At 54.2% G+C, this 17,933-nt stretch carries 19 protein-coding genes and 1 pseudogene; 11 read left to right on the top strand and 9 right to left on the bottom strand.

Annotated elements, in window-relative coordinates; translation table 11 throughout:
• Position 1: 1 nt before the first annotated feature.
• Positions 2–1,012, bottom strand: a complete 1,011-nt coding sequence (locus AADJ11_RS17160) for a zinc-binding alcohol dehydrogenase family protein (RefSeq protein WP_341235659.1) — start codon at positions 1,010–1,012, stop codon at positions 2–4.
• Between the two features lie 108 nt (positions 1,013–1,120).
• On the opposite strand from AADJ11_RS17160, the gene AADJ11_RS17155 reads away from it, so the two are divergent.
• The 3 genes and pseudogenes from AADJ11_RS17155 to AADJ11_RS17145 all read left to right on the top strand — a co-directional run.
• A complete protein-coding gene (locus AADJ11_RS17155) occupies positions 1,121–2,062 on the top strand; it encodes a LysR family transcriptional regulator (RefSeq protein ID WP_341235658.1) in 942 nt (313 codons plus the stop codon).
• Between the two features lie 49 nt (positions 2,063–2,111).
• Positions 2,112–2,345: a hypothetical protein gene (locus AADJ11_RS17150; protein WP_341235657.1), complete on the top strand. Its 234-nt coding sequence runs from the start codon at positions 2,112–2,114 to the stop codon at positions 2,343–2,345.
• Positions 2,346–2,422: 77 nt separating this feature from the next.
• A pseudogene (locus tag AADJ11_RS17145) lies at positions 2,423–3,055 on the top strand (deiodinase-like protein); the annotation flags it as partial.
• 41 nt (positions 3,056–3,096) lie between these two features.
• Here AADJ11_RS17145 and AADJ11_RS17140 read toward each other — a convergent pair.
• The gene (locus tag AADJ11_RS17140) at positions 3,097–3,567 is read right to left on the bottom strand and encodes an SRPBCC domain-containing protein (protein WP_341235656.1); all 471 of its coding nucleotides are present in this window, start codon (positions 3,565–3,567) and stop codon (positions 3,097–3,099) included.
• A gap of 109 nt (positions 3,568–3,676) precedes the next feature.
• Here AADJ11_RS17140 and AADJ11_RS17135 point away from each other — a divergent pair, with 109 nt between their 5' ends.
• Positions 3,677–3,997 (top strand): helix-turn-helix domain-containing protein, encoded by a 321-nt coding sequence (locus AADJ11_RS17135; protein ID WP_341235655.1) that lies wholly within the window; start codon positions 3,677–3,679, stop codon positions 3,995–3,997.
• 267 nt (positions 3,998–4,264) lie between these two features.
• Here AADJ11_RS17135 and AADJ11_RS17130 read toward each other — a convergent pair whose 3' ends face one another.
• Positions 4,265–5,032, bottom strand: coding sequence for a methyltransferase domain-containing protein (locus AADJ11_RS17130; RefSeq protein ID WP_341235654.1), 768 nt, complete (start codon positions 5,030–5,032; stop codon positions 4,265–4,267).
• Positions 5,033–5,154: 122 nt separating this feature from the next.
• Between AADJ11_RS17130 and AADJ11_RS17125 the strand changes: the two genes are divergently transcribed.
• From AADJ11_RS17125 to AADJ11_RS17115, 3 genes are read left to right on the top strand one after another with little or no spacing between them, the layout of a single operon-like run.
• Positions 5,155–6,291: an ABC transporter substrate-binding protein gene (locus AADJ11_RS17125; protein WP_341235653.1), complete on the top strand. Its 1,137-nt coding sequence runs from the start codon at positions 5,155–5,157 to the stop codon at positions 6,289–6,291.
• A gap of 60 nt (positions 6,292–6,351) precedes the next feature.
• On the top strand, positions 6,352–7,419 hold the full coding sequence (locus tag AADJ11_RS17120; RefSeq protein ID WP_341235652.1) for an iron ABC transporter permease: 1,068 nt from the start codon (positions 6,352–6,354) through the stop codon (positions 7,417–7,419).
• Entirely contained in the window at positions 7,413–8,183 is a 771-nt protein-coding gene (locus AADJ11_RS17115) for an ABC transporter ATP-binding protein (RefSeq protein ID WP_341235651.1), read from the top strand. The genes AADJ11_RS17120 and AADJ11_RS17115 overlap by 7 nt, the downstream gene beginning before the upstream one ends.
• Before the next feature lie 100 nt (positions 8,184–8,283).
• Here AADJ11_RS17115 and AADJ11_RS17110 read toward each other — a convergent pair whose 3' ends face one another.
• The gene (locus tag AADJ11_RS17110) at positions 8,284–8,853 is read right to left on the bottom strand and encodes a TetR/AcrR family transcriptional regulator (RefSeq protein ID WP_341235650.1); all 570 of its coding nucleotides are present in this window, start codon (positions 8,851–8,853) and stop codon (positions 8,284–8,286) included.
• A gap of 208 nt (positions 8,854–9,061) precedes the next feature.
• Between AADJ11_RS17110 and AADJ11_RS17105 the strand changes: the two genes are divergently transcribed.
• The 3 genes from AADJ11_RS17105 to AADJ11_RS17095 are packed head-to-tail and all read left to right on the top strand — an operon-like array spanning position 9,062 to position 11,622.
• A complete protein-coding gene (locus AADJ11_RS17105) occupies positions 9,062–9,586 on the top strand; it encodes a PaaI family thioesterase (protein WP_341235649.1) in 525 nt (174 codons plus the stop codon).
• A gap of 4 nt (positions 9,587–9,590) precedes the next feature.
• Positions 9,591–10,742, top strand: a complete 1,152-nt coding sequence (locus AADJ11_RS17100) for an MFS transporter (RefSeq protein ID WP_341235648.1) — start codon at positions 9,591–9,593, stop codon at positions 10,740–10,742.
• A gap of 28 nt (positions 10,743–10,770) precedes the next feature.
• Positions 10,771–11,622 (top strand): alpha/beta hydrolase, encoded by an 852-nt coding sequence (locus AADJ11_RS17095; RefSeq protein WP_341235647.1) that lies wholly within the window; start codon positions 10,771–10,773, stop codon positions 11,620–11,622.
• A gap of 136 nt (positions 11,623–11,758) precedes the next feature.
• On the opposite strand, the gene AADJ11_RS17090 is transcribed toward AADJ11_RS17095, so the two are convergent.
• The 5 genes from AADJ11_RS17090 to AADJ11_RS17070 form a co-directional block, all read right to left on the bottom strand.
• Positions 11,759–12,310, bottom strand: a complete 552-nt coding sequence (locus AADJ11_RS17090; protein ID WP_341235646.1) for a YaeQ family protein — start codon at positions 12,308–12,310, stop codon at positions 11,759–11,761.
• A gap of 1,228 nt (positions 12,311–13,538) precedes the next feature.
• Positions 13,539–14,267, bottom strand: coding sequence for a FadR/GntR family transcriptional regulator (locus AADJ11_RS17085; RefSeq protein ID WP_341235645.1), 729 nt, complete (start codon positions 14,265–14,267; stop codon positions 13,539–13,541).
• Between the two features lie 421 nt (positions 14,268–14,688).
• Complete coding sequence (locus AADJ11_RS17080) at positions 14,689–14,883, bottom strand: hypothetical protein (RefSeq protein ID WP_341235644.1); 195 nt, start codon at positions 14,881–14,883, stop codon at positions 14,689–14,691.
• 247 nt (positions 14,884–15,130) lie between these two features.
• Positions 15,131–15,460 carry a cytochrome c gene (locus AADJ11_RS17075; protein WP_341235643.1) on the bottom strand — a complete coding sequence of 110 codons (330 nt, stop codon included), beginning with the start codon at positions 15,458–15,460 and terminating at the stop codon, positions 15,131–15,133.
• Positions 15,450–16,562 (bottom strand): PQQ-dependent sugar dehydrogenase, encoded by a 1,113-nt coding sequence (locus AADJ11_RS17070; RefSeq protein ID WP_341235642.1) that lies wholly within the window; start codon positions 16,560–16,562, stop codon positions 15,450–15,452. The genes AADJ11_RS17075 and AADJ11_RS17070 overlap by 11 nt, the downstream gene beginning before the upstream one ends.
• A gap of 426 nt (positions 16,563–16,988) precedes the next feature.
• Here AADJ11_RS17070 and rlmF point away from each other — a divergent pair, with 426 nt between their 5' ends.
• Entirely contained in the window at positions 16,989–17,918 is a 930-nt protein-coding gene (gene rlmF / locus AADJ11_RS17065) for a 23S rRNA (adenine(1618)-N(6))-methyltransferase RlmF (protein WP_341235641.1), read from the top strand.
• The last annotated feature ends 15 nt before the right edge of the window (positions 17,919–17,933 follow it).

Raw genomic sequence — 17,933 nt, 5'->3', positions numbered from 1 at the left:
GTTACGCGGACAAACCAGGAAGAACCTGCTTGCCGATCACGCGACCACTTTCTTGGCGTTTGTGCGCGTCAGTCAGCGTTTCGACAGTCAGCACATCGGTGCGTTCCGTAACGGTGGATTGCAGCGTTCCCGCGTCGACCATAGCGGACACGCGGTTCAGCAGATCACGTTGGACAGCGATGTCAGCGGTGTTGAACATCGACCGTGTGAACATGAATTCCCAAGAAATCGTCAGGGCCTTTGGCTTTGCATCCGTGATGTTTATGCTCTGCGGGTCATCAATCAACGCGATGTGTCCACGTGGGGCAATCAGGTTCATGATCGCAAACCAGTGCTGATCAGTAGCTGTCAAAGCTGCAACATAAGTCGGCGTCTGCTCAAGGTCATTAAGCTGAGCCGCCAAGTCGCCACGGTGATCAATCACATGATCTGCGCCCATCTTGCGTACCCAGTCTTGGGTCTCAGGACGGGAGGCGGTCGCGATGACGGTCAGATTGGTTAGCGTTTTTGCCAGTTGGATCAGCATTGAGCCCACACCACCAGCACCGCCAATAACCAATATGCTTTGACCCGCGCCGCCGCCTTCAGTCACACGGAAGGCATCGAATAGCATTTCCCAAGCAGTGATGGACGTTAGGGGAAGACCCGCACTTTCTGTGAAGTCGAGCGTCGCTGGTTTCTTCCCAACGATACGTTCGTCAACCGCGTGCAGTTCTGCGTTTGTGCCGGCACGTGTCACATCGCCTGCATAAAATACATCATCGCCAACCGCGTAGTCCGTCACGTCAGACCCGATTTCGACAACAGTTCCTGCGGCGTCATATCCCAACATGCTCGTGGGACCTTCAGGCGGGCGGCCTTCGCGCAGTTTTACGTCAACGGGGTTCATCGAGATGCCTTTGACCGCAACCAAAAGGTCGTGCGGGCCGACTTGCGGCTTGGCAACATCCATCATTTGCAACACGCCATTGCCATCGATTGGGCCAGCTTGCGTATATCCGATTGCTTTCATCGTTCTGCTCCTATGTGCGGTTTCAGTAAGCTAAATACCATCACCAAAAATTATAGAAACAGCGGATATTTGGTTTCATAATTCTGATTTTCGATATAATGAAGGGCCATGGACACAGACACTCTTCGCCTTTTTGTCGCCGCTGCCGAGCGGCTCAATATCACCGCAGCAGGCCGCGACCTTGGCCTCGCGCCTGCCATGTCCAGCAACCGCCTGGCAAAGCTTGAAAAGGAGTTGGGGGTCGAACTGCTCCATAGAACAACACGTAAGGTGTCGCTGAGCCAAGATGGTGCGGCATTCCTCCCTTATGCACGCGAAATAATCGCGCAGGCAGAGGCAGGCCGTGCCGCAATTGGGGAAGATACGCTCAGCCCCAGTGGCATTCTGCGGTTTGCAGCCCCCAGCAGCTTTGCACAACTCCATATCATTCCGCTGTTACCTGACTTTCAGAACCGCTACCCGGATATTACACTGGATCTACGGCTCTCTGACAAACGCTTCGATATTATTGACGGGAGTTTTGATCTTGCCCTGCGGAATGCGCCGTTGAAAGACAGTAGCCTTTTGGGCCGAAAGCTGTCTGACGACATTCGTGTGCTTTGCGCGTCTCCCGCCTATCTGGATCGGTTTGGTGCGCCCGTATCCCCAGAAGATTTGAAGGACCACCGGTTTTTAGCGTGGTCGGACATGGCCCCACGCGAGATTGTGCGCCGAGACGGTCAAAGGGCGATCCTCGATCCTGAAAAAATGACTTGCCGAACGGTGCTTGATGACGGCACATCGCAACGCCTCGCAACGCTTGCGGGGTTGGGCATTTCGATAAACTCACTTTGGAGCGTCGCCCATGACCTCGAAGTAGGAACGTTAATGCAAATCCTTCCCGAATGGTGCCTGAACGATCAATCAGTGCTGTGGCTCATCTATCCGAAATCCAACGTTCTGACCCCGAAAGTCAGGTGCTTTATGGATTTTCTTGTCGAACGATTGTCGGAAGGTCAACTTATGCAGAGGCTACGCCTTCGGCTACTGCAAAAACCTGACAAGTCTTGAACAGGTTGTTGTGTTTCCCAACAAAAAAATCGCAGTGTTGACCCGGAGGATGTCCGCCAACCTGGGGTTCAGTCGGGGGCGGCGGGATGTGGTCACCCTTAGCGCGCTTGGTTCAAACCTCGAAGCCAAGTTGGTGCCAACTGCCCAAAAGCTTATCAAGCAAGCGCTACACGGGATTTCCCCCGCAGACATCGAAATCACAACACGCACCTTACGGATCATGACAGAGAACCTATCCGTCGCGCCGCAAAGTGCTTTGAAGGAAAAGGAAAACAGCAAATGACCGACTATAACTAAGACGAGTTCTCGACCGGAGACTATGATTTCGATACGGCGTTCGGCCCTGATGTTGGCGACAAAGCCCCTGACTTTGCACTGACAACAGCAAGCGGCGAAACCAAGAACCTGCTTGATTTTTCGGGCGCATTCTTGGTGCTGGAAATGGGAAGCATCACATGCCCTTTATACCAAAGCAGGCGCGGCATCATGGAGACACTGACCCACATAGACGGAGCCAGCTCTGCCGTGCTTTATGTAAGAGAAGCCCATCCCAGAGCCAACATCCAAAGCCATAAGAGTTTTGAAGACAAAAAGGCCTGTGCCACGCGCCTGACCACCGAAGACGGCGAGAGCAGAACCGTTTTTGTTGACGGGCTGGAAGGCAAAGCGCACGCGGCCTATGGCAGCATGCCGAACGCTGTCTTTATCATCAATAAAAACGGATGCGTCGTATATCGCGCTGAATGGAACAACCCGTCGGCGACGCGCAAGGCGTTGATCGCCCTGCTTGCTGGGCACGCTGTCACTGCAAAGCCTTACTTTCGGCCAGCACTTCCCACGACAGTTTTGAGGACACTGGGCAACGCTGGCAAAGGGTCTGCCGCTGACTTTTTCAAAGGGTTACCGTTTTTGATTTGGACGAACATCATCAAGCGAAATCTGAGATTGCTCTTTGGTCGCGCTAAAACCGGTTCAGGGCGCACAACCTGCTAAGCGCCCAATCTGCATGATGCTGCGCTTCGCTCGACTGTCCGCTAGGTTGAGACATGCGGGCTTGGTTCGTCGCCACACAAGAACGCCTTCAGACTGTTCTTGAAGAAATGGTTCCAGCCATCAAGGCAAATCTCCCAACAGTTCAGCGTCGGCGTCAATCCATCATGGGTCATCTTGATCTCGGTCCTGTCTCCAACCGTTTTGAACTCCCAAATGATCTTTGTTCCTAGCCATTCTTGATCGATCTCCTTGGGTTGGCCTTCGACTTTGTGGTGCGCGTCAGTGCACATCATCTCGATACGGTTGGGACTTTCGAAAGATGTGGCCTCGAACGTCCAAAACCCATAGTCGGGCGGGAAACGCGCAGTCACTTTGTCACCAACCCCGCCTAGGCCACCTTCGACAGATCGGGTCCACCACTTGTCCATCTGTTTCGCAACAGCTTGGAAACACGCCTCTTGAGGTGCAGAAACTTGAATGACTTCTTCATAGTTTTTTGACGGTTCGACCACGCTAGTCTCCATTTTGCTGGGTTGATCTAGACTTACTCAATGCAGTCGGTTTGAAAAGTAGGCAGTATTTTGATACTTAAGTATCAAAACGATACTAAAGGAGCTTCAATTGCACGACAAATCCAGTTCGAACCTTTGTCCCGCACCACTTGTATTCGCGATGATCGGTGGAAAATGGAAGCTGTCGATACTGCAGATACTCATCTTTAATGGGACAAAGAGGTTTGGAGAGCTTCGGAAAGCGATCCCTGAAATCACACAGACGATGCTGACAAAGCAACTACGCGATCTTGAGCGCGACGGTCTTGTTGAAAGAGTGGTCTATGCCGAGGTGCCGCCAAAAGTTGAATACAGCGCCACTGAAGACGGGGTTGGGCTGATGCCCGCATTCAAGGAAATGCACTCATGGTGGGAAACACGAGAGCGTTAATCAAAGGTTCCAAAAATACAGCGGTATCGCTGCGAAATATGGTCAGAGATTGAAGAAACCTACCGAAAGCAGATCTTGCCGAAGCCATTCTAAATGGCAGTTCTGGCCAGCGCGGCCCGCCTACCAGGTCCAGCACAATGTCAAAGGTGTCTTTAGGAATTGCATCGTTTCGGTCCATCGCCGCATCGGCCCCGAGCGTTTTCAGCGTGTCCATCTTGGTCGGGCTCGTGGATGCGGTGATATGCGTAGCGTGCTGCTTTTGATGTTCTATTCAGGCATTCTAGGCTTGGTCGCGCAAATTGCATAGCGATGTTCGGATCGCCGCAGAAGTGATTTTCGCCAGTCGAAATGTGGGGCCTGTGCGCGATGGATCGGTGCAAGCCGTTTATCGATAGTTATCTCGTCGTATCCACTGGAAGATAGCAATGCAGCCACTTGATCGGCCCGTGCGCCACCGCTGAAATGCACCCTGGCGAGGATATCCTTGTGGCGCTCGGCATTGTTATCGGACATTGCACTGTGCGATCCAGTTGGCACCATCCGCTGAAATATCCGGCCCAGCAGACTACGGGACACAAAATCGCCATCCACAATCAGCAATTTTCCTTCCGGCTTGAGCACGCGAAACCATTCGGCAAAGGCGGCCATCGGGTCCACCAAGGTCCAGACCAGATGGCGTGTTACGATTACATCCATGCTTGCCGGGGGCAGCGTTGTGCGCTCTGCATCGGCCTGTATTAATGTCACGCCCGGCAGTTTTACGCGCGCGCGCTCCAGCATCGGTTCCGCCCAATCAAGGCCCGTGACAGCAAAACCCAGCCGCTGGCACAAGCGCGAGATTTCCCCTGTGCCTGATGCAAGATCAAGGAGCGCGCGCCCGTCCCCATCGCCAAGGTGACGCCGAAACAGAACCTCCCATGCCGCCATTTCGGCACCGTCATCAATGCGATGGCCAGGGTCATCGTCAAACGTGGCCGCGCGATCTGACCAATAGTCGCGGATATCGTCGCGCAAATCTCGGTTGGTTGATGTCATGATGTTACTCTGATGGTGTTATCGCTGTTTCATTTAGTCGAGTAAAACAGTCAACTTGTTAATTGACTAGAACAGTCGGGAATACTAGGCGGTTTGAAGAGATTATTCTTCAGGAGCTTTACATGACCCTTCGTCCTCTTCTCTGCGCCAGTGCGCTGAGTCTTTTCGCAGCCAGCCTTGTGCAAGCCGATCCCATCACCCTGACCGACATCGCCGGTCGCGAGGTTACGGTCGATGCACCGGTCGAGCGCGTTATTCTGGGCGAGGGTCGGCAGGTCTTCTTTACCGCCGTTTTGGATAACGAAAACCCCTTCAACCGCGTAGTTGGCTGGCGCGACGATCTCCGCCAAGCCTCGCCGGAAAGCTATGATATTTACGCCGAGAAATTTCCGCAACTGAAGGATATCGAGACCTTTGGCGGGTTCAAGGACGGGTCTTTTGATATCGAGCAAGCGGTGTCGTTGAACCCCGATGTATTGATCATGAACCTTGAATCAAAGGCCGCGACGGACGAAGCAGGATACGAGGCCAAGTTGGCCAAGGTCGGCATCCCCATCGTATATGTAGATTTTCGTGAAAAGCCGTTCGAGAACACCACACAGTCGATGAATATCGTCGGCAAGCTCTTTGGCGAGGACGATAAAGCCGCTGAATTCCAGGCCTTCTACGAAGAACAGCTTGCGCGCGTCACCGATGTTATCGCATCGCAAAAAGATCTGCAGCGTCCGCTGGTCTTCGTCGAGCGCGCCGGTGGCTATTCCGAGGATTGCTGCATGTCCTTTGGTAACGGCAACTTTGGCCGTTTCGTCGAACTTGCTGGGGGCACCAACATGGGGTCGGAATTTATTCCCGGCACCTTTGGCACGGTGAACGCCGAACAAGTCATCGCGTCGGACCCGGATCAAATCGTGGTTACGGGCGGCAATTGGGACGCTTATGTACCCGGCGGCGCATGGATTGGCATGGGGCCCGGCTCGGACATGGCCGAAGCAGATCGGAAACTTGCAGCCCTGATGGAGCGGCCCGCTTATACAGGCGTGAAAGCAGTAAATAACGGTCAAGTACACGGCATTTGGCACCAATTTTACAACTCGCCCTACAGCTTCATCGCGGTGCAAAGGTTGGCAACATGGCTTCACCCCGACCTGTTCCCTGATCTCGACCCCGAAGCGACGCTGAAAGAGCTGCATTCCCGCTTTTTGCCAGTGGATTACAGCCCAGGCTATTGGGTTTCTCTTGGTGACACAGCCAACAACTAAGTCTGTTTTCATCTAAACTGGGCGGCCCGTAATGGGCCGCCGAATACCATTGGATACACGATGACAACCGCCGAATTAGATCCATCAGAATCCGCAAGCGTACAAAGTTACCGCGGGCTGGTGGCCCGCCGCATCGCGATCCTTGGCGGATTGACCGTGGCGCTGGTGTTGTCGGTGGCGGTGGACGTATCACTGGGGCCTGCGCGCTATGCCGTGTGGGACGTACTGAAAACACTTTTTGCGCCGGGTGCCGCAGACTTGCAGATACGGGTCGTTGTCTGGGACATTCGGATGCCGATGGCATTGCTTGCTGTTACAGTTGGGGCAAGCCTGTCGCTGGCCGGCGCGCAGATGCAGACGATTTTGGCAAACCCGCTGGCGAGTCCCTTTACCTTGGGCCTTTCGGCGGCTGCAAGTTTCGGGGCGGCCTTGGCGATGGTACTGGGCGTTTCTTTGTTTCCCGGCGCCATTTCTTTGATGGTACCAATCAATGCTTTTGCCATGGCTATGGCGGCTTCACTTTTGATTTTTGGCCTGTCGACGCTTAGGGGCGTGACGGTGGAAACGATCGTATTATTGGGCATCGCGTTGGTGTTTTCCTTTAATGCAGCGCTGGCCTTGCTTCAATATTTTGCCTCCGAGCAAGCACTTTCGGCAGTCGTTTTCTGGACCATGGGAAGCCTGTCCAAGGCCACATGGGGCAAGGTCGCAGTCACAGCGATCATTTTGGCAATCTGCACGCCGCTGTTTGCCCGACGCGCTTGGGCGCTAACCGCAATACGGCTTGGCGAAGTTCGGGCCTCGGCTATGGGGGTGCCCGTGAAACGACTGCGGCTTGAGGCCTTGGTGTTGGTCTCGGTTCTTGCCGCGGTGCCGATAAGCTTTGTCGGCACGATCGGATTCATCGGCATCGTCGGGCCCCATGTGGCGCGGCTGCTTTTGGGCGAAGACCAGCGGTTTTTCCTGCCCGGTTCGATGCTGTCCGGCGCAGTAATCCTTTCGGCCACGTCAGTTCTGTCCAAGGCAATCCTGCCGGGCGCCGTGCTTCCTATCGGAATTATCACCGCCCTTGTAGGGGTGCCGTTCTTTGCGGCATTGATCCTGACGAAGGGACGCAAATCATGGTAAGCCTGACCTTAGACAAGGTTGGCGCGCGCTATGGCCGGCGCCAAATCCTTTTTGATGCCTCAGCAAGTTTGCAAGGCGGTATGTTGACGGCATTAGTGGGGGCGAATGCGGCCGGAAAATCCACCCTATTTCGCCGCATCGCCGGACATTTACGTGGTGCGGGTGCCGTTCGATTAGAAGGGGCCCATACCCATGACCTGCGGTATATGCCCCAAGATACAGGCATGACGGCCGCGCTAACGGTCTATGAATCAATCATACTATCCCTGAAACAGGGCGGCGGTGGCTGGCGGTTGAGCACTGAAGAACTGCGCGCCGTTGACGAAACCGTGCACCGCTTCAACATCACGCACTTGGTGGATCAACAACTGTCGGAGCTTTCCGGCGGGCAGCGGCAGGCGGTTTCAATTGCACAGACGCTCGTGAGCCGTCCAAAAGTCGTTCTCATGGACGAGCCAACCTCAGCGCTGGACCTCAACCGCCAGTATGAAGTGTTAGAGTCACTGCGTCTTTATGCCGAGGAAACGCAAGCGGTGTTGATCTTGGCTATGCACGATTTGAACCAGGTGATGCGCTGCTGCTCTACGACCATAGCACTGGCCGAAGGGCGCACCCTTGCCTGCGGTCCCACCCTCGACGTTTTGACCCCTGCCCTGATCCGTCGCCTTTATGGTATTGAAAGCCGGGTCGAACGTTGCTCACGCGGGAACCCTGTTATGATCGTGGACGGACCTGCTGCGCATGACATGCACGGCGCACGGTAGGTTCGAGCCGCCCACATTCAATCACACGCCTTTTCGAAGCTGGTCAATCTAGCGCGAACCAGCATTTTTGACCAAATCCGTTTCCTGCAAAAACCGTTCTCTATTCACTATGGTTCTGGGCCGCGGGTAATTTTCCCGCCGTCAGGATCTCTTGCTGCAAGTCTTCGTCGTCGATTGAGCGGGCCAAAATCAATGCGCCAATCATCTGCGACATTGTTTGAATGGCCTCTGCCCGACTGTCAGGTTTGTCGCCAAGTGCTTGGGCTAAAAATTCGATCTGCTGCGCGACGGCGGCATTGAAAATTTTCTGCAATGCTGGACGCTGGCGGTTTGCTTCAGCAGCCAGCGTGGCATAGGCACAGCCCTGCCCGACCGCAGAAAGATGTTGAGGCGACAAATACCACTCCTTAAGTGCGGCCACCGGGTCGCTCTCCCCTGCTGTCGTCTTGGCCCAGAGTTCGAAGTTATCATTCAAGGCCAGCTCGGTCGCTTCACATTCAAGCGCCTCCTTATTCTCGAACTGTTTATAAAAACCACCTTGGGTCATCCCCGCAGCTTTCATCAGGCTTGCGATGCCGATGCCATCATAGCCGTGCGTGCGAAACTGCTCACTGGCCGTACGCACAACGTTTTGTCGGTTCTTCTTTGCAGTCTCGCGGCTCACTCTCATCTGATTTGCCCCTTTTGTTAACGTGACCCCTGCCCCCGCAGCGGGATTGGCCGGCCGGTTCGGCGCGATAAGATATCGAACGACATCTAACGTGACGTAACATAGATTACAATCAAACTCTATTATTGACTCACTTAGATTATGATCGCACGCTTAATGCACGCCCTCCCACCGGAGGCTCAACCTTTGCCTTACCGAGGACCAAGCCATGCAAGATGTTAAAAACGCCGATCCGAAATTCACCCCAAGTATGATGCCCGACGTCCCCTTCGGAATCGCCCGCCCTGAACAGGTAATCGGGCTTTCAGGACTCGAGGCCATTCGTTCAATCCCAACAGGTGCTTTGCCTGCGCCCCCGATGGCACGGACCTTGCAGCAGTGGATCGAGACCGCTGAAAAAGGCCGCGCAGAGTTTCGCGGCAATCCATCGCAAGAGTACCTGAACCCCATGGGCCTTGTGCACGGCGGCTGGACTATGGCGTTGCTGGACAGCGCAATGGGCTGTGCGGTGCAAACCATTCTGGACGCGGGCGAAATCTATGTGTCGCTTGGCACCGAGGTCAAATTTCTACGCCCCATCACAGCAAAAATGGGACAGGTCCGCGCCATCGGCACAGTGATTGACCGCACACGGCAGACCGCCTCAGCCGAAGCACGCGTCGAGGACCAATCGGGCCGAATTCTGGCAACAGGCACAACCACATGTTTTCTAAGCATCATCAAAAAGGGTTAGTGTGATGCCCGTCCTCGCCCTTATGACCGTGCCTTTTGTCTTTACTTTAGGTGGGTTCGTCTTTGTCGGTTTGCTTGAGCCGATGGCAGCATCGCTTGGCGTCTCAATTGCGAAGGCCGCCACGCTTCAAGCAGGGTATGCATTTGCTTGTGCGATATGCGGACCGCTTATCGCTCACGTGACCCGCAATTGGCGTAAGAAACCTTTGCTGCTGGCGACCTTGGCCTTTTTGGCAGTGGTGAACGGATGGTCGGCCATTGCGCCAGACTATGCCACTTTGATGGGAACGCGCATATTGATCGGCGGCCTGGGTGCGCTTGCGGTGCCGCTGGCCGTTGCAATGGGCGTTGCCGCCGCCCCAGCGGAGAAACGCGCAAAGACCATCGCTGCAATCTATGCAGGTGTTGTGTTGGCGCTGATGATCGGCATTCCTGCTGGATCGGTGATTGGCGGGCTATTCGACTGGCGGGCCAGCCTGTGGATGACATCCACATTCTGCGCCGTTTCCCTTGTACTGGTTGCCATCCATGTCCCAAACTTGGCTGCCAATGTGGTACCAAAAGGTGCCAGCGCTATGCCTGCACGGTCTTACGGATATCTTGCTGTCACATTGCTGGCCTTCACCGCCATGTTTTCCATGGTTGGTTTCATCGGGCCGGTAATTTCTGCGCTTACAGGTTTTGGTGCCTATGGGATCGCCGGTCTACAGGTTCTGATTGGTCTGTCGGGCGTCGTCGGGCTGCGCATTGGGGCCACCCTTGCCACACATCCCACGCAGAGAGGACTACCGCTGCTCTTTGCCGGCATCGCTTTGGGTTTGGCAATTCTCGTCTACCCGCTCTCGATCGGGACGGCGTCCGTTTACGGGCTTGTGGCAATGGTGTTGAGCATCCTGATCGCGCCCACCTCCCAGTTTGGTACAGCCCCTATTGTCCAAAGCCGCCTCGCCCACGCAGCGGGACCAGCCGCAACCTTCGCGCTCGCGATGAACGGGTCCATGGTCTACCTCGGCCAGGGGCTTGGCGTGGCCTGCGGTGCCTTTGCCATCGCGCAATGGGGGCTGGCTGCAGCCCCGGTGACGGGCGCATTTTTTGCTCTTCTTGGCCTTGTCCTGTCTCTCGGAATGCACCGCGCTACTCGGACACACGCCTCTTGAAACTCCACTTCAACCGAAAGGAAATCCTATGTCACTGGACATAAATAAGTCGAATGAAACAAATTTTGCGCAGGTCGACGATGTACAAATTGCGTGGCGCAGCACGGGCCAAGGTCAGCCTTTACTGATGCTCAACCGCTTTCGCGCAGCCACAGACGACTGGGATCCGCAGTTAATTTCCGCTTTGGCGCGCACATACCAAGTCATCACCTTTGACAGTGCCGGTGTCGCCGCAAGCGAGGGCAATGTTCCAGATACGCTGGAAGGCGCTGCAGATATCGCGATTGGATTAGCGCAAGCCATTGGGCTGGACAGGCCACATGTGCTGGGCTGGTCCATGGGCGGCATGATTGCCCAGATCCTCGCCGCCAAATACGGCGACCAGATCGGCGGCCTTATCCTCGCTGGAACCACACCGAGCTTTGCATTGGAAGGCACGGTGCCAACGGCTCAGGAATGGCTTGCGACTGCGACAAAGGAGGTAAACACACCCGAAGACATGCAGTTTTTGTTTTATGCCGATAGCGAAACCAGCCGCAGCGCTGGCCTGTCATCGCTTGCGCGTATCGGCCAAGGGGATGCAGCCGCAGGCGCAGCGTCCAAAACGACGATGCAAACTGTTGCCGCGCAGGGGGCCGCCACGCGCAAATTCTTTTTCGGAGAGGACGGCGCATTCAAACAGTTGGGCAAAATTAACGTCCCGGTTCTTGTGGCAAATGGCGATCAGGACAGGGCATTCGCAGTCGAGAACTCGGTTGCACTGGTGCGCGCACTACCTAACGCGCGGCTGGCCATCTATCCTGATGCAGGACACGCGTTCCTTTTTCAGCACGCCGATCAGTTTGCGCAGGACGTGACGCAGTTTCTATCTGAGATCTAAATTATCTCTAAGCGTGGTGCATTCGCTTTTTAAGGTGGGTGCACCATTGTGTGGGATATCTCTGAGCAGTCAACGCCAATGACGGGTTAAGCAACAGAGGTGATTATTCTCTAGTCCGTGGCAGAACAGTCCAACGCTAGTTTTGGTCGCCACCCTTCCATTTTACGGGGGTGACGTAGACAACGCTGTCATCGACACTCACCATCACGTCGCCGTCCTGAATATTCACCTGCAGCTTCATTGCGCGGCTCGCCAGTTTTGCCAGTGCGCCTGTATCGGTCTCGGAAAAGTTTATCACTTGAAGATTGTCAAAACGGGTGGTGCTGTTTTTGATCTTATCCCACCACATCTCGGCGGTCCTGCCGCCGTAAGAATAGACCACCACCTTGCCGGCTTTACCACAAGATTGCCGCACCACCTTCTCGCTTGGAAGTCCGAGAGCCACCCACACATCAAGCTCTCCACTCAGGCTCTTTTGCCAAATGTCAGGCTCGTCATCCGTTGAAAGGCCCTTGGTCATTTCCAAATGTTCGTGGGCATTCAGCGCAAAGGCAACAATGCGGACCATCAGCCGCTCATCCGTCTCGGAAGGATGCTTGGCCACGGTCAGTTTATGAACCTCGTAATAATGACGATCCATGTCGGAGACTGAGAGTTCAATTTTGTAAATGGTGGCATTCTGCGCCATGGTGTTTCCCAATCTTTCAAAGATTGGAATGCCTACTCCGTCTGGCGACCTTTGGAAAGCTGATACAAAAGTACCGTCTATCTACATAGCGCGTGCGCTAGATCGGCACATAGCTGACATGGCGTATCTGCGGCGAATCCGGCTTGTGAGGTTTCAAACATCGCTATTGTCGATGGTGACCCCCCTAAAGCGAGAGGAGAACGACAATGAAACGCTGCGTTGGAATTGATGTCGCCCAAGAGCAATGCGCCCTTTGCATTGTGGATGATGCTGGCACGACCTTTTTGAAGGCTCGTGTGCAACTGATCCTGATGAAATTGTTCGTACCATTGCTCCTGAAGTCGACGATGTGGCAGAGCAACAGATGTAGGTGCGTATTTGGGACCGACCCTGAGACGGCACCAATCCAGCGGCACAGATTGGCCGGGGCGTATCTCGAAACGCAGTGATGGTGCCTTTATGAGGCAGCCAACATCCTAATCCAACGCGTGTCCCGCTTCTCACCGCTCAAGGCGTGGGCCATGCGGCTGGTCGCGCGACGGGGAATGAGAAAAACCCCCGCCGCGACTGCGCGAAAATTGGCTGTCATCATGACCCGCATCTGGCGTGACGGCACGACCTTCGCCTGGACCAAAGAGGTGCTGCCTGCATGAAATAATCCAAAACCGAATACGCCCGTCTGGGTGTAAAGACGTCCCATCGGGACGGTGGCCGGATGACCTCGCCTACCAATGTCGATGCGCCTAAACTCAGGTGACCTCGCAGCGGACCTTTTTGAGGCACCAGTCCCCGATGCCATTATGAGGCGGCATCGCCGACCTCGGAGAGAACCATGAACCCGATGGGACCAAATTACGCTCTTAAATTAACGGCTGCAGATAGCGGATGCATTGGTTGGGTCTTGGGCAAATGCTTTGGCTGTTTTGATCATCTGAATACGCCATGTATTACCGACAAGCCATTCACCACGGCGACACGAAACGGCCCTTCGCGCGCATCCCATTGCATGTGTTTTGTACTGTCATCCCATGGAGCAAAACAGGCCGGATTGACGCCGGCCCCTGCACGATCTCTGGTCCAGCAAAGGCGGTGGAAGCTGCAAAAAGCGTACCCGCCGTTGCTGCCATAAGTGTCATTCTATATGTCATTCTTCTCTCCCTTAGACGTTGGTGTGTAGTGCCGGCCGGTTTTGCCAACCGTGCATTGGACGCTTCTGGACCTCTCTTTGTTATTTTGGTTTTTCTGGGAACGGATCAGTGACGTTGAAATGCGCGTAGCCCGCTTCGAGGTGGGTCTTCATCAGGTATTGGTAGGCGATGCGGTCACGCGCAGCGATGGCGTCAATAACCTCCTCATGTTCGCGGTAGGTGTCATTTTCAAAAGTGCGCCGCGTCTTGCCCTTTTGAATAATCCTAAGGATCACCGGCTTCATCAAGCCGTAGACATCTAAAATAGCCTTGTTGCGCAGGACCTGTATCAATCTGGTATGAAACAGGAAATCTTGCTCCGCTGCGAATTCGACTCCTTCGGTCGTTAAAAGCTTGGCGTTGATGTCGCGCAGGTCTCCAATGTCTTCGTCCGTGATTTTGTCGAAAAGCTCTTCAACCGATGAAACCTCAAGCAGGCAGCGAAAGCCCTGAATGTCTGAAAAGGTGTCGCGGGAGATCTCCATGACGTTGAACGAGAACATCTCCATCGCCGAAGACATTCTGTTGTCGACAATGGTTGCACCAACTTTCTGGCGCACCTTAACGACGCCGTATGCCTTTAAAATACGCATTGCCTCGCGGACGGTATTTCGTGATGCACCGAACGCCTCGCACAGTTCTTTTTCAGTGGGCAATTGATCGCCGACGGTCAAACCACGTTCACTGATCAGCTCGCGCATCTGCGCCACAACGTCATCAACAACGGAACGTGGCTCTTGCTCTTCAACATCTAAGGACGACGTGTTCATTAGGCTTCCCTTGTGAGCAGGTCCTGAGTGTGGATCTGTTAAAGGCACGCTATTTGACCAACAAATATGAGTCAATAGTCCAGTTTATCTAGGTAATTAAGAGGATATCCCCTTATTTAACCAACAATATACTAGGAAAAGTCCTAATAGAACAAAGCTCTATAAAACCAGATACCTCAAACATTAGGCTCTGGTGCACAGCTCCCGCCCCCTCGGCTAAACCGCAACACCATCAGCGGAACATCAGGGCGCTCGAGATTCGGTTGGATTGATACACCTATGGTTGCACTGCTTCAGATGTCTGGCATCAACGCGAATGAACCTAACCAAAGACATTGTCTAAGAAGGTGTTCGTTGTTCAATGTAGCCAAAAAAGGAGCGAATGACGAGAAAGACACGAGCAGCTTAGGCACGAAGATCGTCAGAAACGTTCTGCCCGAAGGACAAGCGTATCGCTGACAGAGACGACACCAATATGCCGTTCAACGACCGCAAAGGCAGATTCCAAAAGCGCATCCAATCGTTCAAGCCTAATGACAAGATGATCGGCGACAAAAGGTTCGCGCTGGCAAGCGCCAAGATTTCGGCCATTATGGGACCCCGCTTTTCTACACATTAGTGAAAGGTTTGGTTCTTTCCAAGATACAACGGTGCCGAAACGACACTGGGTTCCGACCGCTTGCAGGGCGATAATTGAACGCAAGAATGAATACCGAGTTTCGGACACCAGCGTGACACGTGGTTTCGACCTAAGCATTCAGCGGCAGGGAGCCGCTAAGAGACCATAACCAGAGCTCTCAGCTAGGGCCGGCCATTGCCCACGCAAGCGGCAGGTAGGCGATGGCCCGGACCAAGAACAAATCTCAGTCCAATTCCGGTGCCGTTACCTCGACCTTAATTTTGGCGAACCATGCCGAGAGATCCGCAATGTCCTCGTCCGTCAATCCGGACGCGATGATCGTCATCTGATGATGTTCCCGTTTGCCGCCCCGGAACGCCTTGAGCTGGGCCGCTATATAAGACGCATTTTCACCTGCGAGGTTTGGCGCATTGGGCACGTTCGCGATCCCCAACTCACCGTGGCACAGGCTGCATTGCTGCGCTTTGTCCCGCCCTACTTTGGCATCCTGCGCCAAAGTCGGAGCGGTTGAGGCGAGCATCAGCCCGCCTGCAAGGTACCACTTAGCGATCATAGCTGATCCGGTAGACGACATTCGCAAAATCGTCGGAGACCAGCAATGATCCATCTGCCATTTCCGCGATGTCCGTCACACGGCCCACGGCGCTTTCGCCTTGTAACCAGTCGTCGGCAAAAACTTCTTTGCCCACCGCGTTCCCTGCTTCATCGAACTTGATCCGCATGATCTGATAGCCGACAGGTGACGTGCGATTCCACGATCCGTGCTGGGCGACAAAGGCATCGTTCTGGTACTCGGACGGGAACATGGAGCCGTTGTAGAACTCAATCCCAAGATTGGCAGAATGCGCCTGAAATTCAATCACGGCAGGAGTGACCGCCATGCTGGGCTCCTTGTCTTCATAGCCCGTGAGCTTGGTGTCCTTGCCGCCAAAATACGGAAAGCCGAAATGCGCGCCCACGGTAGTCACGCGGTTCAACTCATCCGGGGGCGTGTCATCGCCCATGCCGTCCGCGCCATTGTCAGTGAACCACAACTCGCCCGTGACGGGATGCCAGTCAAAGCCTACGGAATTGCGCACGCCGTCCGCAACAACCTCAACGTCCGAACCATCGGCGTTCATGCGAATGATTTTGCCGGTATTATCGGCCAAATCGCAGATATTGCAAGGCGCGCCAAGGGAGACATAGAGCTTCCGGTCCGGCCCGAATTTGATATAGCGCCAGCCGTGCAGGAAGCCGGAATCGATACCCTCATAGACACTCACCAGTGGATCAAGCGGCAAAGCGGTGTCAAACTCTGCTGGAATTGGCCACATGGCGATGCGGTCCTGCATACCAACAAAAAGCATCCCGTCCTGCATCGCAACGCCGTTGGGTACATTCAAGCCGGTGACACGTTCGCTGACTTCATCGGCCACACCGTCGCGGTTGGAATCCACCATCGAATAGATGTTCCCATGCCGTGATCCGACGTAAACAACACCGTTCGGCTTGCCCACCACAATGGAACGGGCTTTGGGCATTTCAGCGAAAACTTCGATCTTGAAGCCGTCAGGCAGATTAATCTTCTCCAGAACCCCTGAAAAGTCTGTTTCGGCAAAAGCCGGAACTCCAGCAACGGCCAAAGCAATCGCGGCGCATGCAGTCTTTGTCATATTATCCTCCCAGATATCTCGCCCGTTGGACAGGCAGGAGCAAAAGGCTATCGGAGTTGAGGTTTTTTGCAACTTATTCGTGCATCAAGTTACATGAGGTGCCCCCAGCACATTGTCGCGATATGCTCCGGAAAGCCGACGACCACTCAGCGCGGCAAGACTGTCGAGGTTACTGACGCATAGCCGGGCCTTTCCAGCGCAATATCCAGAACCCTCACGATGAGGGCATGGCCAGTGGCATAGCAAGTCGAGAGGGCAACCTGTCCCACGCGGCATATCGGTTCGACCCCACAGACATCTCTTTACGACTGCATCGAAGGTCGGCTTTCCCTGTCACCCTATTACTTTTGCTATTTATAGATAAGGGTTTAAATTCAACACGCGGTCTGGCAAGGCACCTCAACCAACTTTAACAAAGGCTTTCCCATGGCCAATAAAACCAAGCTGCACCCTCGCAACCGACACAGGGACGGCTACGATTTTGCGCGGTTGGTGGCGGATTCACCTGAACTTGAGGCTTTTACGGTCAGTAACCCTGTCGGTCAGACGACAATTGATTTTCAGGACGCGGGGGCGGTGCGTATGCTTAATCGGGCGCTGCTAAAGACGTATTACAGCATTAATTATTGGGATATTCCTGCCAATTATCTATGCCCTCCTATTCCCGGTCGTGTCGACTACATCCATTATCTGGCGGACCTGCTTGCCTCCAGCAACAACCAAGAAATCCCGCGCGGACCTAATATCAAAGCGCTCGACATCGGCACAGGTGCGAGCTTGGTATACCCCCTTACAGGCCAGAGCGAATACGGCTGGCACTTCACTGGCGTCGATATTGATCCGGCCGCTCTCAAATCGGCGCAGCAAATTTGCCAATCCAACAAGTTGAACATCGCCCTAAGACAACAAAACAACCGCGAGGATATCTTCAGAGGCGTGATCAAACCCGACGATGTTTTTCACATCACCCTGTGCAACCCGCCCTTCCATGCCTCCCTCGAAAAAGCCAATAAAGGCACCCAACGTAAGTGGAGCAACCTCGGCAAAGGGAATTCAAAAAAGCTTAATTTTGGTGGACAGAATGCCGAGCTTTGGTGCCCGGGTGGCGAGATCAAGTTTATCGCCCGCATGGTTGAACAGAGCATGGAGTTCGCCGACCAGTGCCTTTGGTTTAGCTCGTTGGTTTCGAAAAAGGACAACCTTCAACCACTTCACAGAATTTTAAGGAAAGCCAAAGTCGCTGATTTTAAAGTAGTCGAAATGGCACAAGGCCAAAAAACGAGCCGTTTCATTGCTTGGACTTACATTAAGAAAAGCCAACGATCTTTGTTCCTGAAAGAGACTAAGCCAACGTAGCAACTCCATTGGGGA

Source organism: uncultured Sulfitobacter sp. (assembly GCF_964021855.1).
In the GTDB taxonomy this organism is placed as follows: Bacteria; Pseudomonadota; Alphaproteobacteria; order Rhodobacterales; family Rhodobacteraceae; genus Sulfitobacter.
This window is presented reverse-complemented; position numbering and strand designations above follow the sequence as displayed.